Origin of the sequence: Chryseobacterium phocaeense, assembly GCF_900169075.1 — a bacterium.
Lineage (GTDB): Bacteria > Bacteroidota > Bacteroidia > Flavobacteriales > Weeksellaceae > Chryseobacterium > Chryseobacterium phocaeense.
In genome coordinates, this window is the sequence record NZ_LT827015.1 from 3,300,939 (window position 1) to 3,322,009 (window position 21,071).

The following is a 21,071-nucleotide window of genomic DNA, read 5'->3' on the forward strand; positions in this document are numbered from 1 at the left end:
TGTCTCAGAATATGAATTAATTAAATTAATCAATAAAAAAACTAAAATGAATTGATTAATTTCTTAAAACTAAATCAAAAGCAAAAACCTGTACAAAGCACTCTTTAAAAACAAAACAACGTTTAACAAAAAACCATCGGATATATTAATTTTAACACACTAAACGGTAAATTATATGAGTAAAATTTAAATAAAATCATATATTTACTAAAAAAAATAACACAAATGAAAAATGGATAAAAACTACTATTTCACCTCAGAAAAAAAATAAAACTATCCTATCTGAAGAGCTGTAAAATAATAGTTGCCATCCATACATATACGCCAAAAACTTTTTAAAGAATATTATGAAAAAACTATTATTTTGTTTGTCATTGTTTGCGACTACGTTGGCATTTGCACAAAATGACGATTGTACAGGAGCAACAGTGCTCGCTGTAGGCACGGATTTCGCCACCGGTGTGGTTACTTCCACCAATGTGGGAGCAACTACTGACTCACAGTCATCATGTAATGATGAGGCTGCCGATAATGTTTGGTTTAGTGTAACAGTTCCAGCCAGCGGAAATCTTAAGATAGAAACCCGTGAGCTTTCCGGATCTTTATTTGATGATTCAATACTCACCGTGTACGATGGAACCTGTAGTTCTTTAAATGAGATTGATTGTGATGATGACGGGGGTACCGGCACTTTCTCAATGATCTCATTAACCGGACAAACGCCGGGAGCTACCTTATACGTAAGTGTATCTAAATATGATGCCGATACAGATAACGGGGAATTCCAGATTTCAGCATATGATCCTTTACCGCCTGCTAATGATAATTGCTCAGGAGCTGTTGCATTAACGGTAGGTTCAGATTTCACTTCGGGAGCAATTAATTCCACAAATTTAGGTGCCACTACCGACGGAACAGAGCCAAGTTGTAATTCTGACGCGGTGGAGAATGTATGGTTTAGCGTAACGGTTCCCGCAAGCGGAAATCTTAAGATAGAAACCAGAGAATTTTCCGGGTCTGCATTTGATGATTCATCTATCACGGTATATAGTGGTACCTGTGGTTCTTTAACAGAAGTTGGCTGTTATGGTGACGGAGGATTTTCAGCGGTAACCTTAACAGGACAGACTCCGGGAGCAACACTTTACGTAAGTGTATGGAAATATGCCTCTTATATCGATAATGGAGAATTCCAGATTTCAGCGTATGAGTTTGTACCCATTGCCAATGATGCCTGTTCAGGGGCTACTCCGTTAACGGTAGGAGCTGATTTCGATTCAGGAGCCATTACTTCCACCAACGTAGATGCCAGTACAGATGGCACAGAGCCGAGCTGTAATAATGACGCAGCAGACAATGTATGGTTTAGTGTAGTGGTTCCGGCAAGTGGAAATCTTAAGATAGAAACCAGAGAAGTCAGCGGATCTTTATTTGATGATTCATCAATTACTGTGTATAGTGGAACCTGTGGTTCTTTAACAGAAGTTGGATGTAATGGTGACGGAGGATTCTCAGCGGTATCATTAACCGGGCAGACTCCGGGAGCAACGCTTTACGTAAGTGTATGGAAATATGCCTCTTATATCGATAATGGAGAATTCCAGATTTCAGCGTATGAGTTTGTACCCATTGCCAACGATAACTGTTCAGGGGCTACCCCATTAACAGTAGGAACGGATTTTGATTCAGGAACAATTACTGTGACCAATGTTGATGCCAGTACAGACGGTGCAGCACCATCCTGCAACACAGATGCTGTGGATAATGTATGGTTTAGTGTAGTGGTTCCGGCAAGCGGAAACATCAGTATAGAAACGAGAGAAGTTAACGGATCTGAATTTGGAGATACTACCCTTTCCATCTATGGTGGAAGCTGTGGATCTTTAACAGAAATTGAGTGTAATGATGACGGAGGTGATGGACTTTTCTCCCTGATCTCATTAACCGGACAGACTCCAGGCGAAACCCTGTATGTAAGTGTAGCGAAATATGATTCGGGCGAAACCAGCGGAGAATTCCAGGTTTCAGCGTATGACAGTACTCAGCTGTCTACTCATGAAGTGGCTGATAACTCTAAAAAGATCAGCATTGCTCCTAACCCGTTCACAGATCGTATTACCATTTCGGATGTATCCGAAGTAAAATCACTTAGCGTTACAGATACTTCAGGAAGACTGGTTAAAACAATTGAAAAACCTTCTGCATCACTCTATCTTGGTGATTTAAAACAAGGAATGTATTTTATCACCCTTAAAATGAATAACGGTAGTGTAAAAACAGTAAAAGCCATCAAAAAATAATCAATTTTTGATATCAACATAAGTAAGGCTGCCATGAATGGCAGCCTTACTCTTTTAATTATTGTGTCCGTTTTTAATCTTCAGATTTTAAGATATTCCCTGCGGGCTGCTGCTGCGTCACGCAATGGATCATTCCGCCGTTTTCATATAAATTTCTGACGTCTATTCCTACCACTTTTCTATCCGGATAATACTCCTGGATCATTTTATTGGCAATCTTATCATTGGGATCTCCATAATTCGGAACTAGGACTACGGTATTGGCTACATAAAAGTTGATGTAAGAACCTTTATAATCCAGCTGTTTTCCATACGCGGTTTTCACTTTGTTTTTGGTGGCCGGCAGATATACTTTTTGATATTCTTTTCCATTTGCATTGGTAGCTTCGTAGAGTGTATTGATATCTTTTTCAGAAAGTCCCATATCAAAAAGCCCGTCCTCGTCCATGGTGATCATGGTATTGTGATTCATGAATTTTACAAACCCGTCAATATGCATATCGGTTACATCCAGCCCGGTAGCACCATCCAGCCAGATTACTTTAGAAACTCCGTAATATTGCTTAAACATTTCTTCTGCTTCCTGCTGTGTGATACCTTTTGTTCTGGTAGAACCTTTTTTCTGACTGATCACCGAACTTTTACAGGCCATCAGAACGCCGTTCCCATCGGTTTCCACAGCACCTCCCTCATTCACCATTTCTTCATTCAGATCTATGACTTTAATACCCAGGTCTTTTCCGATACGGGCAGGAATTTTATCACAGTATTTTGAGTCGAATTTTCCTCCCCAGGCATTAAATCCCCAGTTTTCAATCAATACACGTCCTTTATCATCCTTCACGAAAATAGGGCCGCTATCCCTGATCCAGACATCGTCGGTAGGATAAATTCTGAAATCCACATTTTTCAAAGGGATCTTATTTTTCTCCAAAAGATCAGTAATCCTTTTCTTTTCTGCCGCATCATAAGCAATGATGTGTACTTTTTCTCCGGATTGAAGCTCACGGGCCATCTCAACCCACGTCTGCTCTATTCTTTTTCTGTATTCTGTCCCGAACTGGTAGTGATGAGGCCACTGAAGCCAGGTTCCTTCATGAGTTGAAGATTCCTCCGGGAAATGATAAGTCTGTGCCATACCAAATGTCATATTAAATAAGAGGATAAGTGTGAATAATTTATTCATATCATTAAAATTTTTTCCCAATAAACAAGCCGAAATTAAATTCGGTTTCAAAAGTGTTTCCGATCTGGTACATATTGCCCCCGATCCCGAACTGCATTTTTTTACTGTTTTCTACTCCTAAACGGATGACCTCACTGCTGGCCTGATGTTTCCTGAAACTAAAATCGGATTCCACCATCACCATGCTGTAAAAATTAAGTTTTTCATTCAGTTTTGGAGTATATTCCAGCAGCGAATAAAGTCCCAATCCGGACGCTCCGGTATCAAAAGAATAGGTAATTGCCGGAAATATATTGATACCAAAGGCTCCGGTTTCTTTTATATATGCGAAACCTAACGAGGGCATCACCTCTTCATATGAAATGTGGACTCCTCCGGAAATTCCCTAATTGTTACCAACATAATAATTAAGACTCTGATAAACCGCCGGGCTTACTTTTCCTGCCGAATAGTCATATGAAACCGTTCCTGACGCAAAATAATTCCACCGGTTCTTAAAATCCTTATCGAAAATCCCCAAGACCTCAGCTTCCTTATTTCCGCCATAAGCCTGTAAGGATAATTGAGATTTCGCATACGATGAAACGAATACCATAAAGGGAAATGCATATTTTTTCATTCTACTTTTTTTTATCTGCGGTAGCAATTCCGTGATCCGGATGTTTTAACTGGTGCAAAGTTAGAGCATCAAAAAAGCAAAACTTGTCCTAAAAGGACATCCTTAAGAATACAGCGGAAAGTAGATGTAGGTAATATTTTCTCCGGTATCGGCCTGCAGATATTCTTCAATAACATCCGAATTATCAAGTAAAAGATCCGGCTGCGTAAGCCAGAAACGATAAAAAGAACGGTAGGTTTCCAGAATAGTATCAAAACTTCCGTAATGAGCAAATCTGATGTATTTTCCTCCAAAAATATCCATTTTCCGCAGGCCTGAACCTTCTTTTGAAATAGTCGCTCCATACCTACAGTGGGAACCGCTCGTAATTAGAGGCTGATCACGTATGATCCCGTAAGCAGAAAAGGGATCGCGGTTTTCATGCTCAATGACATCCCACAAATCATTAATTTCATGATTGTTATAATCTTTAGCTTTGATAAACGTCCCGTATACGGAAACCGCATCCTTGTATTTTATTTCGTACCGGAAATCGGAAGTTTTCGAATCTATAAATGCGTTAAAAATCTCCTGTTTCTGCTTTCTGGCTTCTGCTGGGGACAGCTGGTATTGTTTTTTAAATGCTTTTGAAAAGGACTGGATATTGAGATAGCCCACTTCCCAGGCAATATCAGAGATTTTATCTGTGGTATAAATCAGTTTTTTATAAGACTTTTCAAGCCGGAGCCTCTTTTGAAAGCCCGAAATGGTTTCATTAAAAATCTTAAAAAAAATCCGTTGAAAATTCCGGTAAGAATATTGTGACAGGCATTCTATTTCATCAGCCGTAATCTCCCGGTCGAAGTGTTCTTCGATATGGTCAACGATCTTCTGAATTTCATTAAAATGGATGTGCACGTTTCCGGAAAGATTTATCACCTAAAGATAAAGCATTTTAATGGATCACAGCAAAAGTGCCCTGCAGATTGAAAAAAAAGGACGGATAAAAATCCATCCTTTATATAATTGAAACAGGTTTGTTCTGTTAATTATTTTGCCTTATATAATTTAAACATCACAAACAGGAAGACCAGCCATACCGGAATTAAAATCACCTGGATTTCCATGCCGGTAATACTCATCAATACCAGAATAGTCAGTAAGAAAATAATACAGATATAATTTGAAACCGGATAAAATATGGAAGGGAATCCCGTCTTCACTCCTTGGCGGTCTTTTTCTTTTCTGAATTTTAAATGAGTGTAGCAGATCATCAGCCAGTTGATAATTAAGGTGGAAACCACCAGCGCCATTAGATATTCAAATGCTTTTTCAGGAACCAGTTTATTAATGATAATACAGATTCCGGCAAAACAGGATGATACCAGAATTGCATTGGTAGGAACACTGTTTTTATTCAGTTTCTTTAAAAATTTCGGGGCATTCCCCTGCTGTGCCAGTCCGAAAAGCATTCTGCTGTTGCTGTAAACACTGCTGTTGTAAACGGACAAAGCTGCTGTCAGAACAATCAGATTCAGGATATTTGCAATCAGTACGTTGAAATGAATGGTGTTGCCAAAAATATTTAATGTAAATCCGTTCAGATTCTGAAAAACCATCACAAACGGGCTGGTTCCTTCTGTAATCTCCCTCCACGGGCTCAGTGAAAACAGAATAACCAAAGCTCCTACATAGAAAATTAAAATTCTGTAGATCACCTGATTGGTCGCTTTTGGAATGGTCTTTTCAGGATTTTTGGCTTCTGCAGCGGTAATCCCTATTAATTCCAATCCTCCGAAAGAGAACATAATCATCGCCATGGCAGCAAAAAGACCGGAATAGCCGCTTTCACTTTTATTAAAAAATCCTTTGGGGAAAAATCCGCCGTCATTCCATAAATTCTGAATGCTGGCCTTATCTCCGCCGGTACCACTCAGTAATAAATAGATCCCAAAGACAATCATTCCGATAATCGCCACCACTTTAATAATGGAAAACCAGAATTCCGTTTCTCCGTATACTTTTACAGATGCCAGATTTAAGGCATTGATAACAATAAAAAAGAACAAGCTGGAAACCCAGAGCGGGATTTCCGGCCACCAGAAATGGATATAATGACCAATGGCGGTGAGTTCGGCCATGCTGACCAGGATGTAGAGGATCCAGTAATTCCATCCTGAAGCAAAACCAGGAAAACTTCCCCAATATTTATACGCAAAATGACTGAAACTTCCGGAAACAGGCTCCTGAACAACCATTTCGCCAAGCTGACGCATAATAAAAAATGCAATAATTCCTGCTAATGCATACCCCAGAATCACGGATGGCCCGGCTAAAACTGCTGCAGGTCCGATCCCGAGAAACAGCCCGGTTCCGATAGCCCCTCCAAGGGCAATAAGTTGAATATGTCTGTTGGTTAATCCTCTTACCAGAGCCCCGTCTTTAGGCTCCGTATTCTGTTCGCTGTTCATACATAAAATTATGCGCTAAATATATAAAACTTTAGAGATATTTCACGCCCGCAGAACGGTAAGAACTTTTAAGACATTCAACAGTAAAGGATTAAAAAATAAAAAGGAATGATTTCTCTACAAAAACTCCTCCGGAATAGAAATATTGTTCTTTTTCATATACTCCAAAAGTGATTGATATTTGTCTTCAGACGCATCATTTCCGCATTTGTGCGAAATACTGCAGATGTCGGAAGGCTTAATATCCAGAATATCCGAGATCTTAGTCAGTATCTCCAGATTAATTTTAACCTTGGAATTTTCAATATCCGAATAGGCCTTTTGGGAAATGCCCATTTCAAAAGCCATATACTCCTGGGTCAGGTCTCTGCTTCTACGGATTTTCCTGATATTTTGACCACATACTTTCATCTTTTTTGTTTTAGTAGTTTTCGGTATACTTTAGAAGGATAGCTACTAGCCTTACACAAAGTTAATAAATACCTTTGGCAAAACATTATACACGTTACATGATATTTATTGTTTCACACAGATCAGGTGATTTCAGAAGATAAATATCACTTCGGTACAACACTATTGGAATTATGGAGACGCAAAAATTCAATTATGACAATAATATTGTCAGAGCATTCCTGTATGCTACTATCGTATTCGGCTTAGTCGGTTTCCTGCTGGGACTTTCGGCGGCGCTGATGCTTTTCTACCCTGAGCTTCCGGAGTTTTTATTCGGGACAGATGATACCACCATCCAGAGTCTGAGAAGCGGAAATATCCAGGGCCTGATCAATACCCAGGGAGCTATGGGATTCGGAAGGATCAGAATGCTTCATACAAGTGCCGTAATTTTTGCTTTCGTATGTAATTCCTTCTTCTGTGGTGCCTATTACAGCATGCAGAGACTTTTAAAAACAAGAATGTACAGCGATACGCTTTCCTGGATCCATTTCTGGACCTGGCAGTTGATGATTGTTGCCGTAGTGATCACCTTCCTGATGGGAATCAACACTTCCAAAGAATATGCAGAACACGAATGGCCTATCGATATCCTGATCACCTTCTCATGGGTTGTTTTCGGAATCAATATGTTCGGAACCATTGCCAAAAGAAGGGTAAGACACCTCTATGTCGCTATCTGGTTTTATATTGCCACCTGGATTGCCGTAGCGATGCTGCATATCTTTAATAACCTTGAGGTTCCCTTATCATTCACAAGCTGGAAATCCTATTCCGTATATGCCGGTGTAAAAGATGCTCTTGTACAATGGTGGTATGGCCACAATGCCGTAGCATTCGTACTGACCACTCCGGTACTGGGTCTGATGTATTATTTCATGCCGAAAGCGGCACAGCGTCCCGTATTCTCTTATAAATTATCCATTATTCACTTTTGGTCGCTGATTTTCGTATACCTGTGGGCGGGCCCTCACCACCTTCAGTATACAGCGCTTCCGGCATGGGCTCAGGCCGTGGGAACAGGATTCTCTATCATGCTGATTGCCCCTTCATGGGGAGGAATGCTGAACGGACTTCTTACGCTTAGAGGAGCCTGGGATAAAGTACGGGAAAACCCGATCCTTAAGTTCTTTGTGGTAGCAATCACCTGTTACGGTATGGCTACTTTTGAAGGTCCGTTACTGGCTACAAAATCTTTAAATAAAATCGGGCACTACACGGATTGGGTAATTGGGCACGTACATTTAGGTGCGCTTGGATGGAATGGTTTTATGGCTTTTGGAGTGGTGTATTACCTTATTCCGATTATGTGGAGAACACCGTTATGGTCTAAAAAATTAGCCAACTGGCACTTCTGGCTGGGAACACTGGGGATTATCTTCTATGCGGTTCCAATGTATATTTCAGGATTCACGCAGGGACTGATGTGGAAACAGTTCAACCCGGACGGAACCCTGCTGTGGAAAAACTGGCTGGATACGGTTACTGCAATCATTCCATACTTTAAAATGAGATTCTTAGGCGGCATTCTTTATCTGTCCGGAGCTATTCTGATGGTGGTGAATGTGATTAAAACCGTAAGATCAGGTTCATTCCAGAAAAATGTTCCTGCAGAAGCACCGGCACTGGCAGATATCGGTACCGGAAGAAAAGAAGGCGAAGGCGTACACCTCTGGCTGGAAAGAACCCCTAAATTACTTTCCATACTGGCTTTTATCACGGTTGCTATAGGCGGACTGATAGAAATTGTTCCTACCCTCTCCCTTAAACAGAGTGTTCCGGAAATCACGGCCGTAAAACCTTATACACCGCTTGAGCTGGAAGGAAGAGACCTCTATATCCGTGAAGGCTGTAATTCCTGTCACTCCCAGATGATCCGGCCTTTCCGTGATGAGGTGGTAAGATTTGAAGGCAAGAACGGACAGTATTCCAAAGCGGGAGAATTTGTGTACGACCGGCCATTCTTATGGGGTTCAAAACGAACCGGACCTGATCTTCACAGAGAAGGAGGCAGAAACCCGGATTCATGGCACTTTAAGCATATGTACAATCCAAGAATCACTTCTGCAGGCTCTATTATGCCCCGTTTCCCATGGCTGATCACCAATAAACTGGACCGGAGCCAGATGGTGGACAAGATGAAACTGATGAAAAATTCTTTTGATGTTCCTTATTCAAAAGCGGAAATAGATTCTGCTGGAAAATGGGCAGATAACCAATCCAAAGCAATTGTAAAAAGAATCTATGCTGAAGCGGGAGATGTGAGAGATCAGATGGAAAAAGAAAGAACGGCAAAAGGAGCAACGTATGTTCCGCTTGAGCAAAGAGAAATTGTAGCCATGATCGCCTATCTTCAGAGACTGGGAACCGATATTAAAACTACACAGATCCAGACCGCAAGTGCTGAGTAACCTATAAAATTGTACTGCAATGAAAAAGAGAACACCCGTTTCAATATATATCGCAACAACGATAGGCTTAACGATTATGGCTTTTGAGATGTTCGCCGCAGATTCCGGTTATTTTTCTTCACCCTTTTTCTGGGCGCTGCTGGTAATTGCTGTGATTCTTCTGATGATCATGAACTCTATCGGGGATCTGGTTGAAAATGAAAATTTCAGCAGACTATCCGAAGAGGAAAAGAAAGCCTATTTAATTGAAAAAAATACACCATATTACCAAAAGCTATGGAATTCAGCGTTCAAAAAACAGTCTGCTACCGAAGAAAAAGATATTCTGATCGATCACGGTTTTGACGGAATTACGGAGCTGGACAACTCGCTTCCGAAGTGGTGGATTGGTCTGTTCTGGTTCGGATGTATATTCTGTGTAGTTTATCTCACCGCATTTGCCTTCACAGAATACGCCCACCCTGAAGCTGAATATGACAAAGAAGTGAAAACCATGCTTGCATCCATCGCGGAATATGAAAAAAGTGCTCCCAAGATCGATCTGGAAACAGCAAAATACAGTGCAGACAACATCGCTGAAGGTCAGGAACTGTTCAAAACCAACTGTGTCACCTGTCACGGTGACGGCGGGAAAGGCGGCATAGGCCCGAACCTCACGGATACGCACTGGATCAATATCAAAGAAAAAAGTCTGTTTAAAAATGTGTTCTGGATGCTTGAAAACGGTTCACCGAATAATCCCACGATGCGCCCATTTATTAAAGACGGAACCATTACAGGAAAAGATGCTGAAAAAATTGCGGCTTACATCTACCATATTAACCGGGAAACTTCGCCTATCACCCCTGCTCAGGGTGGTGCGGCTCCTCAGGGAGAAGAAGTGAAATGGGAAAACGGGAATAATTGATGAGGTCAGGAAGTTTGAACCTGGAAGAAGGAAGATATTGAGGTCCAGTATGATTCCAGCGCCCATCTTTCAGCTGCTTATCCCATAACTCACGTACATTAACGAAATTTATTATCTCCATATATTCCTTGCCCCCTTTACCTAAACCAACATTTGAATTTCATTTGCTAACACCTTTTCAACGTTAAAAAATGACCATAAAAAGGGGGCTTTTTAAAGAAACAAATCCGAACCTTGGTTGTCTTCATCAACTATTCACTTGACAACTACTCAACTAAATTCCATAAACCGGACAGCCAAGGCAGGATTTTTGCTGTAGCACTAGGATACCACAACAAAGAGCTAATAAAATAGTATTCTTATCTTTGTTAGAAACCTAATCGCATTTGAAAATTAAAATCAACAAAAGAAAACTGCTGAGGCGTATTGCAATAACCTTTATTTCAATATTGGTTTTTCTTACCCTGCTGATTCTGAGCCTGAGGCTCCCTGCCGTTCAAAATTTCATCAAGGACAAACTGGTTGTATATCTTGAAAAAAAAATCAAGACCCAAGTAAGCCTGGAAAGAGTGTATATAGGATTTCCCAACAGCCTGGTGATGGAAAACCTTTATCTTAAAGGACAGGATGTGGATACGCTTCTTGCCGTTAAAAAATTGGATGTAGGCTTAAATATGCTGAAGCTGATCAATTCCACAGCAGATATTACTTCTGTAGACCTTGAAGGCGCCCGGGCCAATGTGGTACGGAAACCCAACGGGACTTTTAATTTCGATTATATCATCAATGCATTTGCAACAAGCGACAAAGAGGAAAGTCCTTCCAAACCGTTCATTATTTCCCTGGATAAAATTAATTTAAAAGATATTGGCGTTACCTTCAACGACCAGCAGTCCAGGAACGACATTCAATTGTATTTCAAATCATTTGATACCCGCGTAAAAAAGTTTGATCTCAGTAAAAATACCTATGCCGTTAACGACATAAATCTTGACGGGCTCAAATTAAAATTAAAGCAGGATCTTCTTGAAGAGGTTTCAAAAAAAGTAGAAAAAAAGGTAGATTCATTGAATGATAAAAAGCCGATGAATATTGGCCTGAGAGGCATAAAACTCACAAATTTCGATATTGATTACGGCGATGATAATACCAAAACTTTTGCGAAGGTATTGTTTAAAGAATTAAGCACCAAAGTCAACAAACTGGATCTGGAGCATAACGCTTATAATGTTTCCACTGTTTTTCTTTCCGGCGCAGATATTAATGCCAATCTTTATCTTCCCGCACAAAACGCCAACCCAAAAGACCAGAAAGAGACTGAAGTTTCCAAAGTTTCGGACCAGGATAAAGCGATGAAAGTCATCCTTGGCAAGCTTGTCCTGAACGATGTAAAAGCCGTTTATAACAACACGGCCATCGCTCCGACCCGACAGGGAATGGATTTCAACCACATGAATTTCTCCAGAATGAACGTGGAAGTAAGAAATTTCAAAATGGAGAACAATACCTTTGCGGGAACGGTCAATTCAGCAGAAATTAAGGAAGGGCGAGGCCTGGATATCCAGAAATTCAATACGGATTTTGTGTATGCCGAAAAGCAGGCTTATTTAAAAGACCTGTACCTTCAGACCCCAAAAACGCTGATCCGTGATGAGGTGGTTTTAAATTACGAATCCATTGACCAGCTGACCTCAAATCCAGGCGCTGTAAAGATTTCAGCGAATATTAAAGATTCCAAAATTGGTTTCGCGGACATTTTAAATATTGTTCCTACCCTAAGAAATACGGTTCCGTTCAATAAATATCCAAACGCCGTTTTGAACGTCAATGCGAACGTCCAGGGACTGGTGAATGACCTACTGATCAAAGATCTTAAAGTATCAGGTCTGGATCAGCTGAGAGTGGCTGCATCCGGAAGGATCAAAAGCGCTATGAAACCTGAGAATCTGTACTATGATCTGCGGATCGGGGAATTCTCTGCGGAAGCTAAAACAGTGTACAATCTTGTTCCGAAAAATACGATTCCGTCCAATATTGCCCTGCCTTCGCATTTCAGCATCAAAGGAAATGCAAAAGGAACCACCAAGCTAGTGAAAACAGACCTTAACCTCTACTCTACCCTCGGAAATGCAGCAATTGTTGCCGATGTGGATATGAGCAGAAAAAACCGCGAGTTGTATGACGTAAAGGCCAATCTCCAGGCGATTCAGATGGGAAAAATCATTAAAAATAAAGACATAGGTCCCATTACGGCACAGATTTCAGCCAAAGGACAAAGTTTTGATTTCAAAAATGCCAATGCAGATCTCAAAGGCCATGTGGCATCCGCAGTTTACAAAGGCTACCGTTACCAGAATATGGATTTGACGGGAAAAATCAACAAAGGAGTTTACCATATTGTTCTTAATTCAAAAGATCCGAACGCAAATCTGAATTTAACAGCTTCAGGTGTTTACAATGAAAAAAATCCTACTGTAAAAATCAACGGTGAGGTGATCAAGCTTGATGTGAATAAACTTGGATTCTACGAGAAACCCATGATCATTGCAGGAAAAATCGACGGGGATTTTTCAAGCCTTAATCCGGATGCCCTGAACGGTTATCTGAACCTTAAGGATTTCGCGTTTTCCGATACAAAAGAAGTATATCCGGTACAGGAAGTGAATCTGAAAGCTTCTTCCACCCAGGACTCCACTCAGATTATTTTCAACTCCCAGATTGCAGATGTCTCTTTAAAAGGGAAATATAAACTGACGCAGATATTCGGAGCATTAACGCAGACCATCAACCAGTATTACCAGTTTCAGAAGCCTGCCAAGGCGCAGAAAATAGATCCCGGGCAGTATTTTACCTTCAATGCGAAGATTAAAAATGATGACCTGATCAGGAAATTTGTTCCGGACCTGAAAACCTTTGAAACCATTAACTTAACCGGAAATTACGATGCGGATTCCCAGAAAATAGAGATCGACGGACAGATCCCGCAACTCCTATATGGTGAAAATTCGTTAGAAAGTATTGCTTTAAAAGTCACCAATGAAAACCAGGCACTGCAGTACAGTTTGAACGCCGGTGCTTTAAGGAGCTCCAGCTTTACCCTGAAAAAAATTGCCATAACCGGGGATGTTGCAGACAATATCATCAATTATAACGTTACCACGAAAGATGATAAAGATGCCACACAGTTCCTGATTGCAGGAAATGCAAAATCACTGAATGACATCACTGAAATCTCACTGAACCCGAATGGCTTAAAACTAAATTATTCGGACTGGAACGTGGCCGAAAACAATAAAATACAGATCAGCAGCAAAGGAATTCTGGCCGATAATTTTATCCTGTCTAATGCAGGAAGTGAAATTTCCCTTCAGTCTGAAACCGAAAGCCCAGGTAGCCCTTTAAATGTTTCGCTAAAAGATTTTAAAATTGAGACCATTACAGAACTGATCAAAAAAGATACGGTGCTGGCAAAAGGAACCATTAACGGAACCGCACAGCTCAGGGATGTGACCAAAAACCTGACCTTCACTTCCGACCTGAACATTTCAGATCTTATCGTCTATGGAAACCCTGTCGGAAATCTTGCGGTAAAAGTTAATAATACTTCACAGAATATCTTAAATGCCGATGTTGCCCTTTCCGGGAATAATAATGATGTGAAAATCCTTGGGGATTACAATACTTCTTCGAGCACATTTGATCTGAATATGGCGATCAACCAGCTTCAGATGAAGAGTATACAGGGATTCTCCATGAATGCCATCACCAATACGGAAGGATATATTTCAGGAAATTTAAAGATCACCGGAACTACCGATAAACCTAATATTTTAGGTAAGGTAAAGTTCAATGATGCAGGCCTGGAAATTGCCAAAACAGGCAGTGATTTCAGAAAACTGAATGATGAAATTGACTTCACCAGCCGAGGGATTGAGTTTGACAGGTTTAAAATTAATGACAAAGACGGAAATTCCCTTGTGATCAACGGGCAGGTACTGACACAGACTTACAGGGACTTCGCCTTTAATCTGGATGTGAATGCCAAAGATTTCAAGGTGGTCAATTCCGAAAAATCCAATGAAGCCATGATGTATGGAATCCTTGCTATTGATGCAGGGCTACACATCCGAGGAAACCTGGACTTACCGAAAGTTGACGGCAGACTGGCGGTTTCCGATAAAACGGATTTCACTTTTGTTCTTCCTCAATCCAGCCCTTCATTACAGGAAAGAGACGGAATTGTTGAGTTTATCGATCAGGATCAGGTGGTTCTGAATAAAACCATCAAAGCAGATTCCCTGAAAGCCGAAAGCCGTTTCAAGGGAATGGATGTGAGTGTGAATATTGAAGTCAGCAAGGAAGCTAAATTATCCATTGTAATTGATAAAGCCAACGGTGATTTTGTAAAACTTCAGGGAGAAGCAGAACTGACGGGAGGAATAGATCCTTCAGGAAAAACAACCCTTGTGGGCGTGTATGAAGTTGAAAAAGGTTCTTATGAGCTTTCAGTGAGTGTCCTGAAACGTAAATTCGATATTCAGAAAGGAAGTACCATAACTTGGACCGGGGAACCTACAGCTGCGACCATGGATATTACGGCTGTTTATAAAACCGAGGCTCCTCCTATTGACCTTGTGGAACAGCAGGTAAGCGGTGAGGACGCTTCCGTAATGAACCAGTTTAAACAGAGAATTCCTTTCAATACTTTACTGAAAATGAAAGGTGAACTTCTGAAACCACAGATCACTTTTGATATTACCACGGATGAAAAGAACAATTCAGTTTCGTCTACAGTAACAGATATTGTTGACCAGAAACTAACCCAGCTCAGAACCCAGGAATCTGAAATGAATAAGCAGGTTTTTGCGCTTCTTTTACTAAACCGTTTCATTGGGGAGAATCCGTTTGAATCCGGTGCAGGGATGTCTGCTGAGTCTATGGCCAGACAGAGTGTGAGTAAAATCCTTTCTCAGCAGCTGAACAATCTGGCTTCCGGACTGATCAAGGGTGTAGATATTGACTTAGGTCTTGATTCTTCTGAAGATTATTCCAGCGGTGAAAAAAACACCAGAACAGACCTTAATGTTGGCATCAGCAAAAAATTACTGAACGACCGCCTGAAGGTTTCTGTGGGAAGTAATTTTGCCCTGGAAGGGGAAGCCCGTCAAAATGAAAACACAACCAATATTGCAGGAAATGTAACGATAGATTACAACCTGTCAAAAGACGGAAGATATATGCTGAGAGCGTACCGTAAGGATGAATACCAGGTAGCGCTTCAGGGACAGATTATAGAAACAGGACTAGGATTTATCATCACGCTTGACTATGATAAATTCCGGGAGATCTTTCAGAAATCCAAGAAAGAAAGACGTAAAAAAGAAAACAAGAATAACGAGATGGTAGAATTTAAATAATGAAAAGTAGATTTAATATATATTGGAAATATGTGTTCGCTTCAGGATTTGCCGCTGTCAGTTTTTCTTGCAGCAATACGAAATACCTGAAGGAAGGCCAGATGCTTTACACAGGAGCGGAAGTAAAAATTCTAAACGACAGTCTTCCGAAAAAAGAAAAAAATGAGCTTAAAACAGCACTTGAGGAAAATCTGGTTCCCAAACCCAATTCTTCTATTTTAGGTTTGCGCCCCAAACTCTATTTCTATAATATTGCCAAAGAACCGAAAAAAGAAAAAGGTTTTAATTACTGGCTGAAATACAAAGTTGGCGAAAAACCTGTTTTGCTGGGAGATGTAGACCGCGAATTTAACAGACAGATCATTGAAAACTATTCTGAAAACAAGGGCTATTTCAATGCAAAAGCCACCTACGACACCGTTTCCAAAAATAAAAAGGCTCAGGTTATTTATACCCTGAGACCCGGATCAAGATATCTGGTGAGTAATGTTAAGTTCCAGCAGGATTCCTCGCTGGTGAATAAAGAAATCCAGGATTTAACCGGTAAAACACTGCTTAAATCAGGAAAACCTTTTGACCTTGACGTTATTAAAAACGAAAGAGAGCGTATCGATAACGGTCTGAAAGAAAGAGGATTCTACTATTTCAGTCCGGACAATATCCTTGTTCAGGCGGACAGTACGGTGAGTAAAAACCATAAGGTAGAGCTTAACGTAAAATTAAAAGATGATATTCCCGATCTGGCCACCAAGCAGTTCAGCATAGATAAGGTGATCGTATTTCCGAATTATAATATTCAGGACGTAAAAAGAGGAAAATATAACGTTCCGATGAATCCGGACTCGCTTTCCAAGTATGCTTATAACGACATTTATGTGATTGACCCGCAGCATAAATTCAAACCAAAGATTTTTGACAGGGCTTTGTATTTTAAGAAAGGGGATTTATACAACCGATCCAATCATAATCTTACCCTTAACCGGCTGATAAGTTTAGGAGTTTTCAAATTTGTAAAAAATGAATTCATTGTTTCAGATTCATTAAATAATCATTTTGATGCGTACTATTTACTGACCCCAAGACAAATCCAGTCGCTCAGGCTGGAAGCCTTGGGAAGAACCAATTCCGCCAATTATGCCGGAAGCGAATTAAACCTGAACTGGACCCACCGGAATTTCTTTAGGGGAGCAGAGCAGTTTAAGGCATCTATTTACGGAGCGTTTGATTTTCAGATGGGCGGGCAGGAAAATGCCAAGAATCTGTTCCGTGCGGGAAGTAATGTTCAGCTTTCGATTCCAAGGATTGTAGCGCCTTTTCGTTTCAATTCTTCGAGTGCTTTTGTTCCGAGAACAAACATCAATCTGGGATTTGAATTCCAGAACCGGACAGAATATTATACTCTTAATACGTTCAGTGCATCATTTGGCTATCTGTGGAAAGAGAATGTGAGAAAGGAGCACGAACTGAAGGTTCTTGATGTTACCTTAGTTTCTCCTACCAATGTTACACCATTATATGAATCACTAGCGGCTAAGAGCGATGCGATGAGAAGAGTTGTTCAGAAACAGCTTATTTTCGGGCCTACTTATTCCTATACGTATACCAACACCATGCTCTCCAAGCCAACTACTATTTATTATAAAGGAACATTAGATTTAGCAGGAAATATCACGGGTCTTGTAACCGGTGCCAATGTTGAGAAAGGAAAGGAAAAAAAGATTTTCGGAATCCCTTTCAGTCAATATGCCAGAATAGAAAATGACTTCAGATTGTATCACAAATTTACAGAGAAGACTTCACTGGCCACCAGATTTATCGGCGGGATTGCCTATCCGTATGGAAATTCTGAATTTATCCCTTTTTCCAAGCAGTTTTTCGCTGGGGGTAGCAACAGTATTCGTGCTTTCCGAGCGAGAACTTTAGGACCGGGAAGTTTTGATCCCCGGAATATTGAAAGAGGAACTTTAATAGATCAGTCCGGAGATATTAAACTGGAGCTGAATGCCGAATACCGGGCTAATATCTATAAATTCCTCAATGTTGCGGCTTTTGTTGATGCCGGAAATATCTGGCTGATCAATGAAGATAAAGAAAGACCGGGAGCCAAATTTTCAAAAGATTTTCTGGATGAAATTGCAGTGGGCGCCGGAGTTGGTCTGAGACTTGATTTCTCTATTTTAATTTTAAGGCTGGATCTGGCCATGCCGTTGCGGGTTCCTTATTATGAAAAGGGAGACCGGTGGGCGTTTGACAGGATTAATTTTGGAGATTCAAGCTGGAGAAAAGATAATTTAGTTTTAAATATAGCCATCGGATATCCTTTCTAATATGATTAATAATATTAAATTTTTCTGGGAAGTTCTTAAAGACACTTTCACTGAATGGAATGATTCTTCCGCGTCAAAAGACTCGGCTAGCTTAGCGTATTATGCCATCTTTTCCATTCCGGGACTTTTGATTATTATCATCTGGATCGCCGGAAATTTTTTCGGTGAAGAAGCGATCCGTGGGGAGATCAGCCGGCAGATCAGCGGTATTATGGGAACGGAAGTCTCCAAAAGCATTGAAAATATGATTGCCGGAGCTCTGATTGACAAACAGAATATCTTTATGAAAGCTGTGGGGATCGGTTCTCTGGTTTTCGGTTCTACAACCCTGTTTTTTCAGCTGCAGCATTCTTTAAACAGTCTTTGGGATGTGCAGTCGGCGCCTAAAAAGGCTTTCGTTAAATTCCTTCTTGACCGGGCCAATTCATTAGGAATGATCCTTATTCTCGGGTTCCTGCTGATGATCACCATGATCCTGTCTTCCATGATCAGTGTTTTCAATAAATTGATTACGCAATATTTTGGGCTGGAAACCTATGTATTGCTGGAATTTGTGAATTTTGCAGTAGGTTTCGGATTCGTGATGCTGCTTTTTGCGCTGATGTTTAAAGTCCTTCCGGATGTAAAAGTCAGCTGGAAACCTGTGTGGAAAGGAGCATTTCTGACTGCTATTCTGTTTACACTGGGAAAATTTCTGTTGAGCCTGTATTTCGGAACGGCAAAACCTACTTCTGCTTTTGGAACGGCGGGAACTGTGATCTTAATTATGATGTGGATCAATTATTCCTGTATGCTGGTTTTCTTCGGTGCCGAATTTACCAAAGTCTATGCTTATAAAAAGGGGTATACCATCAGCCCTTCAAAACACGCAAAATGGAGTGATGCAAAGCTGTATGAGGATAGCAGGAGAAAGAATGAAGAGGTTTCCTAATACGAGGTGTGAGATTCGAGATACGGGATGTTTAATTTAGGGTAAATAGTTTGAGATCCAGTCGTATTAATAAGTTGTTTATCATTAATACATTTTACATTTTACATTTTACATTTTACATTTTACATTTTACATTTTACATTTTACATTTTACATTTTACATTTTACATTTTACATTTTACATTTTACATTTTACATTTTACATACAAAAAAACCTCCCAAAATTTCAGGAGGCTTATTATTTTTACATTCGGTCTACAGTTCCGATGCCGAGCAGTTCTAATGACTTTTTCACCGTTCTGGCGGTAAGATCTGACAAATTCAGACGGAATTGTTTTAAAGTTTCATCTTCAAGTTTCACAATCTGAACCGGTTGATTCTGATAAAATGAGTTGTAAGATTTCACCAGATCATACACGTAATTGGCCACCAATGCAGGACTTAAAGCTTCTGCAGCTTTCTCAACAATATTTTTATAGTTGGCCAACAACATGATCAGTTCTTTTTCATATTGGTTTAAAGCAACCTCTGAAACTTCTGCATATTTATATTCCGCTTTCGCCAGCAAAGACTGGATACGTGCATAGGTATATTGGATAAACGGACCCGTGTTTCCGTTAAATTCAATACTTTCCTTTGGATTAAACAACATTTTTTTCTTGGGATCTACTTTCAGCATGAAGTATTTCAATGCTCCCATGCCGATGATTTCATAAGATACGGCTTTGGCTTCATCGGAAAATCCTTCGAGCCTACCTATTTCCTCTGTTTTCAAACGAGCTGTTTCATACATTTCTGCCATCAGATCATCCGCATCCACCACCGTTCCTTCACGGGATTTCATTTTTCCTTCAGGAAGCTCTACCATTCCATATGATAAATGGAATAACTGATCTGCCCATGAATAGCCTAATTTTTTCAGAATATTAAATAAAACCTGGAAGTGATAGTCCTGCTCGTTTCCAACGGTATAGATCAGTTTCTGAACGTTACCTGTTTTAAAACGTTCAACAGCTGTCCCCAGATCCTGGGTCATATAAACGGAAGTACCGTCTGAACGCAACAATAATTTCTGATCCAGACCTTCATCGGTAAGGTCACACCAAACCGAACCGTCTTCTTTTTGGTACAGGACACCTTTATCCAGACCCTCCTGGATCAGGTCTTTTCCTAAAATATAAGTATTGCTTTCATACTGAACCTGGTCAAAATCCACTCCAAGTCTCTGGTATGTTTCATTAAAACCTTTATAAACCCATGAGTTCATTTCGTTCCAGAGATCTCTTACTTTCTGGTCTCCGTTTTCCCAATCCAAAAGCATTTTCTGTGCTTCTTTGATCAATGGGGCTTCTTTTTTAGCCTGTTCCTCCTCTAGTCCCTGACCGACAAGCTCAGCGATTTCTTTTTTGTAGTTTTTATCAAATTCTACGTAATAATTTCCTACAAACTTATCTCCTTTTGTATGGGTGATTTCCGGAGTTTCTCCATGCCCGAACTTCTCCCATGCCAGCATCGACTTACAGATGTGAATCCCTCTATCATTGATGATCTGGGTTTTAATTACATCATAACCTGCTTCTTTTAAGATCTGGGCTACAGAAAATCCTAATAAATTATTTCTGATGTGTCCCAGGTGAAGCGGTTTATTGGTGTTTGGAGAAGAATATTCCACCATGACCGTAGAATTCTTCTTTTCTATGGTGTCAAAATCATTCGTTACGGATCTGAAATTGTCTACAAACAATTGATTTTTCACCTTAACGTTAAGGAAACCTTTTACTACATTAAAGCTTTCAAACAGGTCAGACTGCTCCGTTAAAGCTTCTCCTAATTCAACACCGATACGTTCCGGATTTTTCTTCAGTTGTTTTACCAGCGGAAAGGTCACAATGGTAAAATCGCCCTCAAATTCAGTTTTGTTTTCCTGAATTTCAAGATTAATTTCTTTCAGCTGATATACATTCAGAATAACCTCCGAAAGTTTCTTTTCTATAGTATCTTTTATATTCATGTGTATCTATTCATTTTTAAGACTACAGGAAATAGCCTTTTTTCTTACAATTTTGAAGT

At 40.2% G+C, this 21,071-nt stretch carries 13 protein-coding genes; 6 read left to right on the forward strand and 7 right to left on the reverse strand.

Annotated features, from left to right (window positions below):
• Positions 1 to 347: 347 nt before the first annotated feature.
• Positions 348 to 2,300, forward strand: coding sequence for a T9SS type A sorting domain-containing protein (locus B7E04_RS21700; RefSeq protein ID WP_080780582.1), 1,953 nt, complete (start codon positions 348 to 350; stop codon positions 2,298 to 2,300).
• 73 nt (positions 2,301 to 2,373) lie between these two features.
• Here the strand turns inward: B7E04_RS21700 and B7E04_RS21705 are convergent, their stop codons facing one another.
• The 6 genes from B7E04_RS21705 to B7E04_RS21730 all read right to left on the reverse strand — a co-directional run bounded on the left by B7E04_RS21705 (position 2,374) and on the right by B7E04_RS21730 (position 6,966).
• A complete protein-coding gene (locus B7E04_RS21705) occupies positions 2,374 to 3,486 on the reverse strand; it encodes an agmatine deiminase family protein (protein ID WP_080780773.1) in 1,113 nt (370 codons plus the stop codon).
• Positions 3,487 to 3,490: 4 nt separating this feature from the next.
• Positions 3,491 to 3,832, reverse strand: coding sequence for a hypothetical protein (locus tag B7E04_RS21710; RefSeq protein ID WP_080780583.1), 342 nt, complete (start codon positions 3,830 to 3,832; stop codon positions 3,491 to 3,493).
• Between the two features lie 39 nt (positions 3,833 to 3,871).
• On the reverse strand, positions 3,872 to 4,105 hold the full coding sequence (locus B7E04_RS21715; protein ID WP_080780584.1) for a hypothetical protein: 234 nt from the start codon (positions 4,103 to 4,105) through the stop codon (positions 3,872 to 3,874).
• 102 nt (positions 4,106 to 4,207) lie between these two features.
• Positions 4,208 to 5,023, reverse strand: a complete 816-nt coding sequence (locus B7E04_RS21720; protein WP_228440023.1) for an AraC family transcriptional regulator — start codon at positions 5,021 to 5,023, stop codon at positions 4,208 to 4,210.
• Between the two features lie 110 nt (positions 5,024 to 5,133).
• Positions 5,134 to 6,555 (reverse strand): amino acid permease, encoded by a 1,422-nt coding sequence (locus B7E04_RS21725; protein ID WP_080780585.1) that lies wholly within the window; start codon positions 6,553 to 6,555, stop codon positions 5,134 to 5,136.
• Between the two features lie 117 nt (positions 6,556 to 6,672).
• The gene (locus B7E04_RS21730; RefSeq protein WP_080780586.1) at positions 6,673 to 6,966 is read right to left on the reverse strand and encodes a helix-turn-helix domain-containing protein; all 294 of its coding nucleotides are present in this window, start codon (positions 6,964 to 6,966) and stop codon (positions 6,673 to 6,675) included.
• A gap of 173 nt (positions 6,967 to 7,139) precedes the next feature.
• Here B7E04_RS21730 and ccoN point away from each other — a divergent pair, with 173 nt between their 5' ends.
• From ccoN to B7E04_RS21755, 5 genes are all read left to right on the forward strand, one after another.
• On the forward strand, positions 7,140 to 9,419 hold the full coding sequence (ccoN, locus tag B7E04_RS21735; protein ID WP_080780587.1) for a cytochrome-c oxidase, cbb3-type subunit I: 2,280 nt from the start codon (positions 7,140 to 7,142) through the stop codon (positions 9,417 to 9,419).
• Positions 9,420 to 9,438: 19 nt separating this feature from the next.
• A complete protein-coding gene (locus B7E04_RS21740; RefSeq protein ID WP_080780588.1) occupies positions 9,439 to 10,326 on the forward strand; it encodes a cbb3-type cytochrome c oxidase N-terminal domain-containing protein in 888 nt (295 codons plus the stop codon).
• A gap of 386 nt (positions 10,327 to 10,712) precedes the next feature.
• Positions 10,713 to 15,743 carry a translocation/assembly module TamB domain-containing protein gene (locus B7E04_RS21745; RefSeq protein WP_080780589.1) on the forward strand — a complete coding sequence of 1,677 codons (5,031 nt, stop codon included), beginning with the start codon at positions 10,713 to 10,715 and terminating at the stop codon, positions 15,741 to 15,743.
• Positions 15,743 to 18,070: a translocation and assembly module lipoprotein TamL gene (tamL, locus tag B7E04_RS21750; protein ID WP_080780590.1), complete on the forward strand. Its 2,328-nt coding sequence runs from the start codon at positions 15,743 to 15,745 to the stop codon at positions 18,068 to 18,070. The genes B7E04_RS21745 and tamL overlap by 1 nt, the downstream gene beginning before the upstream one ends.
• A gap of 1 nt (position 18,071) precedes the next feature.
• Positions 18,072 to 19,001, forward strand: coding sequence for a YihY/virulence factor BrkB family protein (locus B7E04_RS21755; RefSeq protein WP_080780591.1), 930 nt, complete (start codon positions 18,072 to 18,074; stop codon positions 18,999 to 19,001).
• Positions 19,002 to 19,245: 244 nt separating this feature from the next.
• Here B7E04_RS21755 and argS read toward each other — a convergent pair whose 3' ends face one another.
• Positions 19,246 to 21,012, reverse strand: a complete 1,767-nt coding sequence (argS, locus tag B7E04_RS21760) for an arginine--tRNA ligase (protein WP_080780592.1) — start codon at positions 21,010 to 21,012, stop codon at positions 19,246 to 19,248.
• Between the last annotated feature and the right edge of the window lie 59 nt (positions 21,013 to 21,071).

Excerpts from the sequence above, each read along its gene's own strand:
- B7E04_RS21710 (WP_080780583.1), bottom strand. The coding sequence starts at position 3,832 with ATGCCCTCGTTAGGTTTCGCATATATAAAAGAAACCGGAGCCTTTGGT.
- B7E04_RS21755 (WP_080780591.1), top strand. The coding sequence starts at position 18,072 with ATGATTAATAATATTAAATTTTTCTGGGAAGTTCTTAAAGACACTTTC.
- B7E04_RS21740 (WP_080780588.1), top strand. The coding sequence starts at position 9,439 with ATGAAAAAGAGAACACCCGTTTCAATATATATCGCAACAACGATAGGC.
- B7E04_RS21715 (WP_080780584.1), bottom strand. The coding sequence starts at position 4,105 with ATGAAAAAATATGCATTTCCCTTTATGGTATTCGTTTCATCGTATGCG.
- B7E04_RS21700 (WP_080780582.1), top strand. The coding sequence starts at position 348 with ATGAAAAAACTATTATTTTGTTTGTCATTGTTTGCGACTACGTTGGCA.
- B7E04_RS21730 (WP_080780586.1), bottom strand. The coding sequence starts at position 6,966 with ATGAAAGTATGTGGTCAAAATATCAGGAAAATCCGTAGAAGCAGAGAC.
- B7E04_RS21725 (WP_080780585.1), bottom strand. The coding sequence starts at position 6,555 with ATGAACAGCGAACAGAATACGGAGCCTAAAGACGGGGCTCTGGTAAGA.
- argS (WP_080780592.1), bottom strand. The coding sequence starts at position 21,012 with ATGAATATAAAAGATACTATAGAAAAGAAACTTTCGGAGGTTATTCTG.
- tamL (WP_080780590.1), top strand. The coding sequence starts at position 15,743 with ATGAAAAGTAGATTTAATATATATTGGAAATATGTGTTCGCTTCAGGA.
- B7E04_RS21705 (WP_080780773.1), bottom strand. The coding sequence starts at position 3,486 with ATGAATAAATTATTCACACTTATCCTCTTATTTAATATGACATTTGGT.
- ccoN (WP_080780587.1), top strand. The coding sequence starts at position 7,140 with ATGGAGACGCAAAAATTCAATTATGACAATAATATTGTCAGAGCATTC.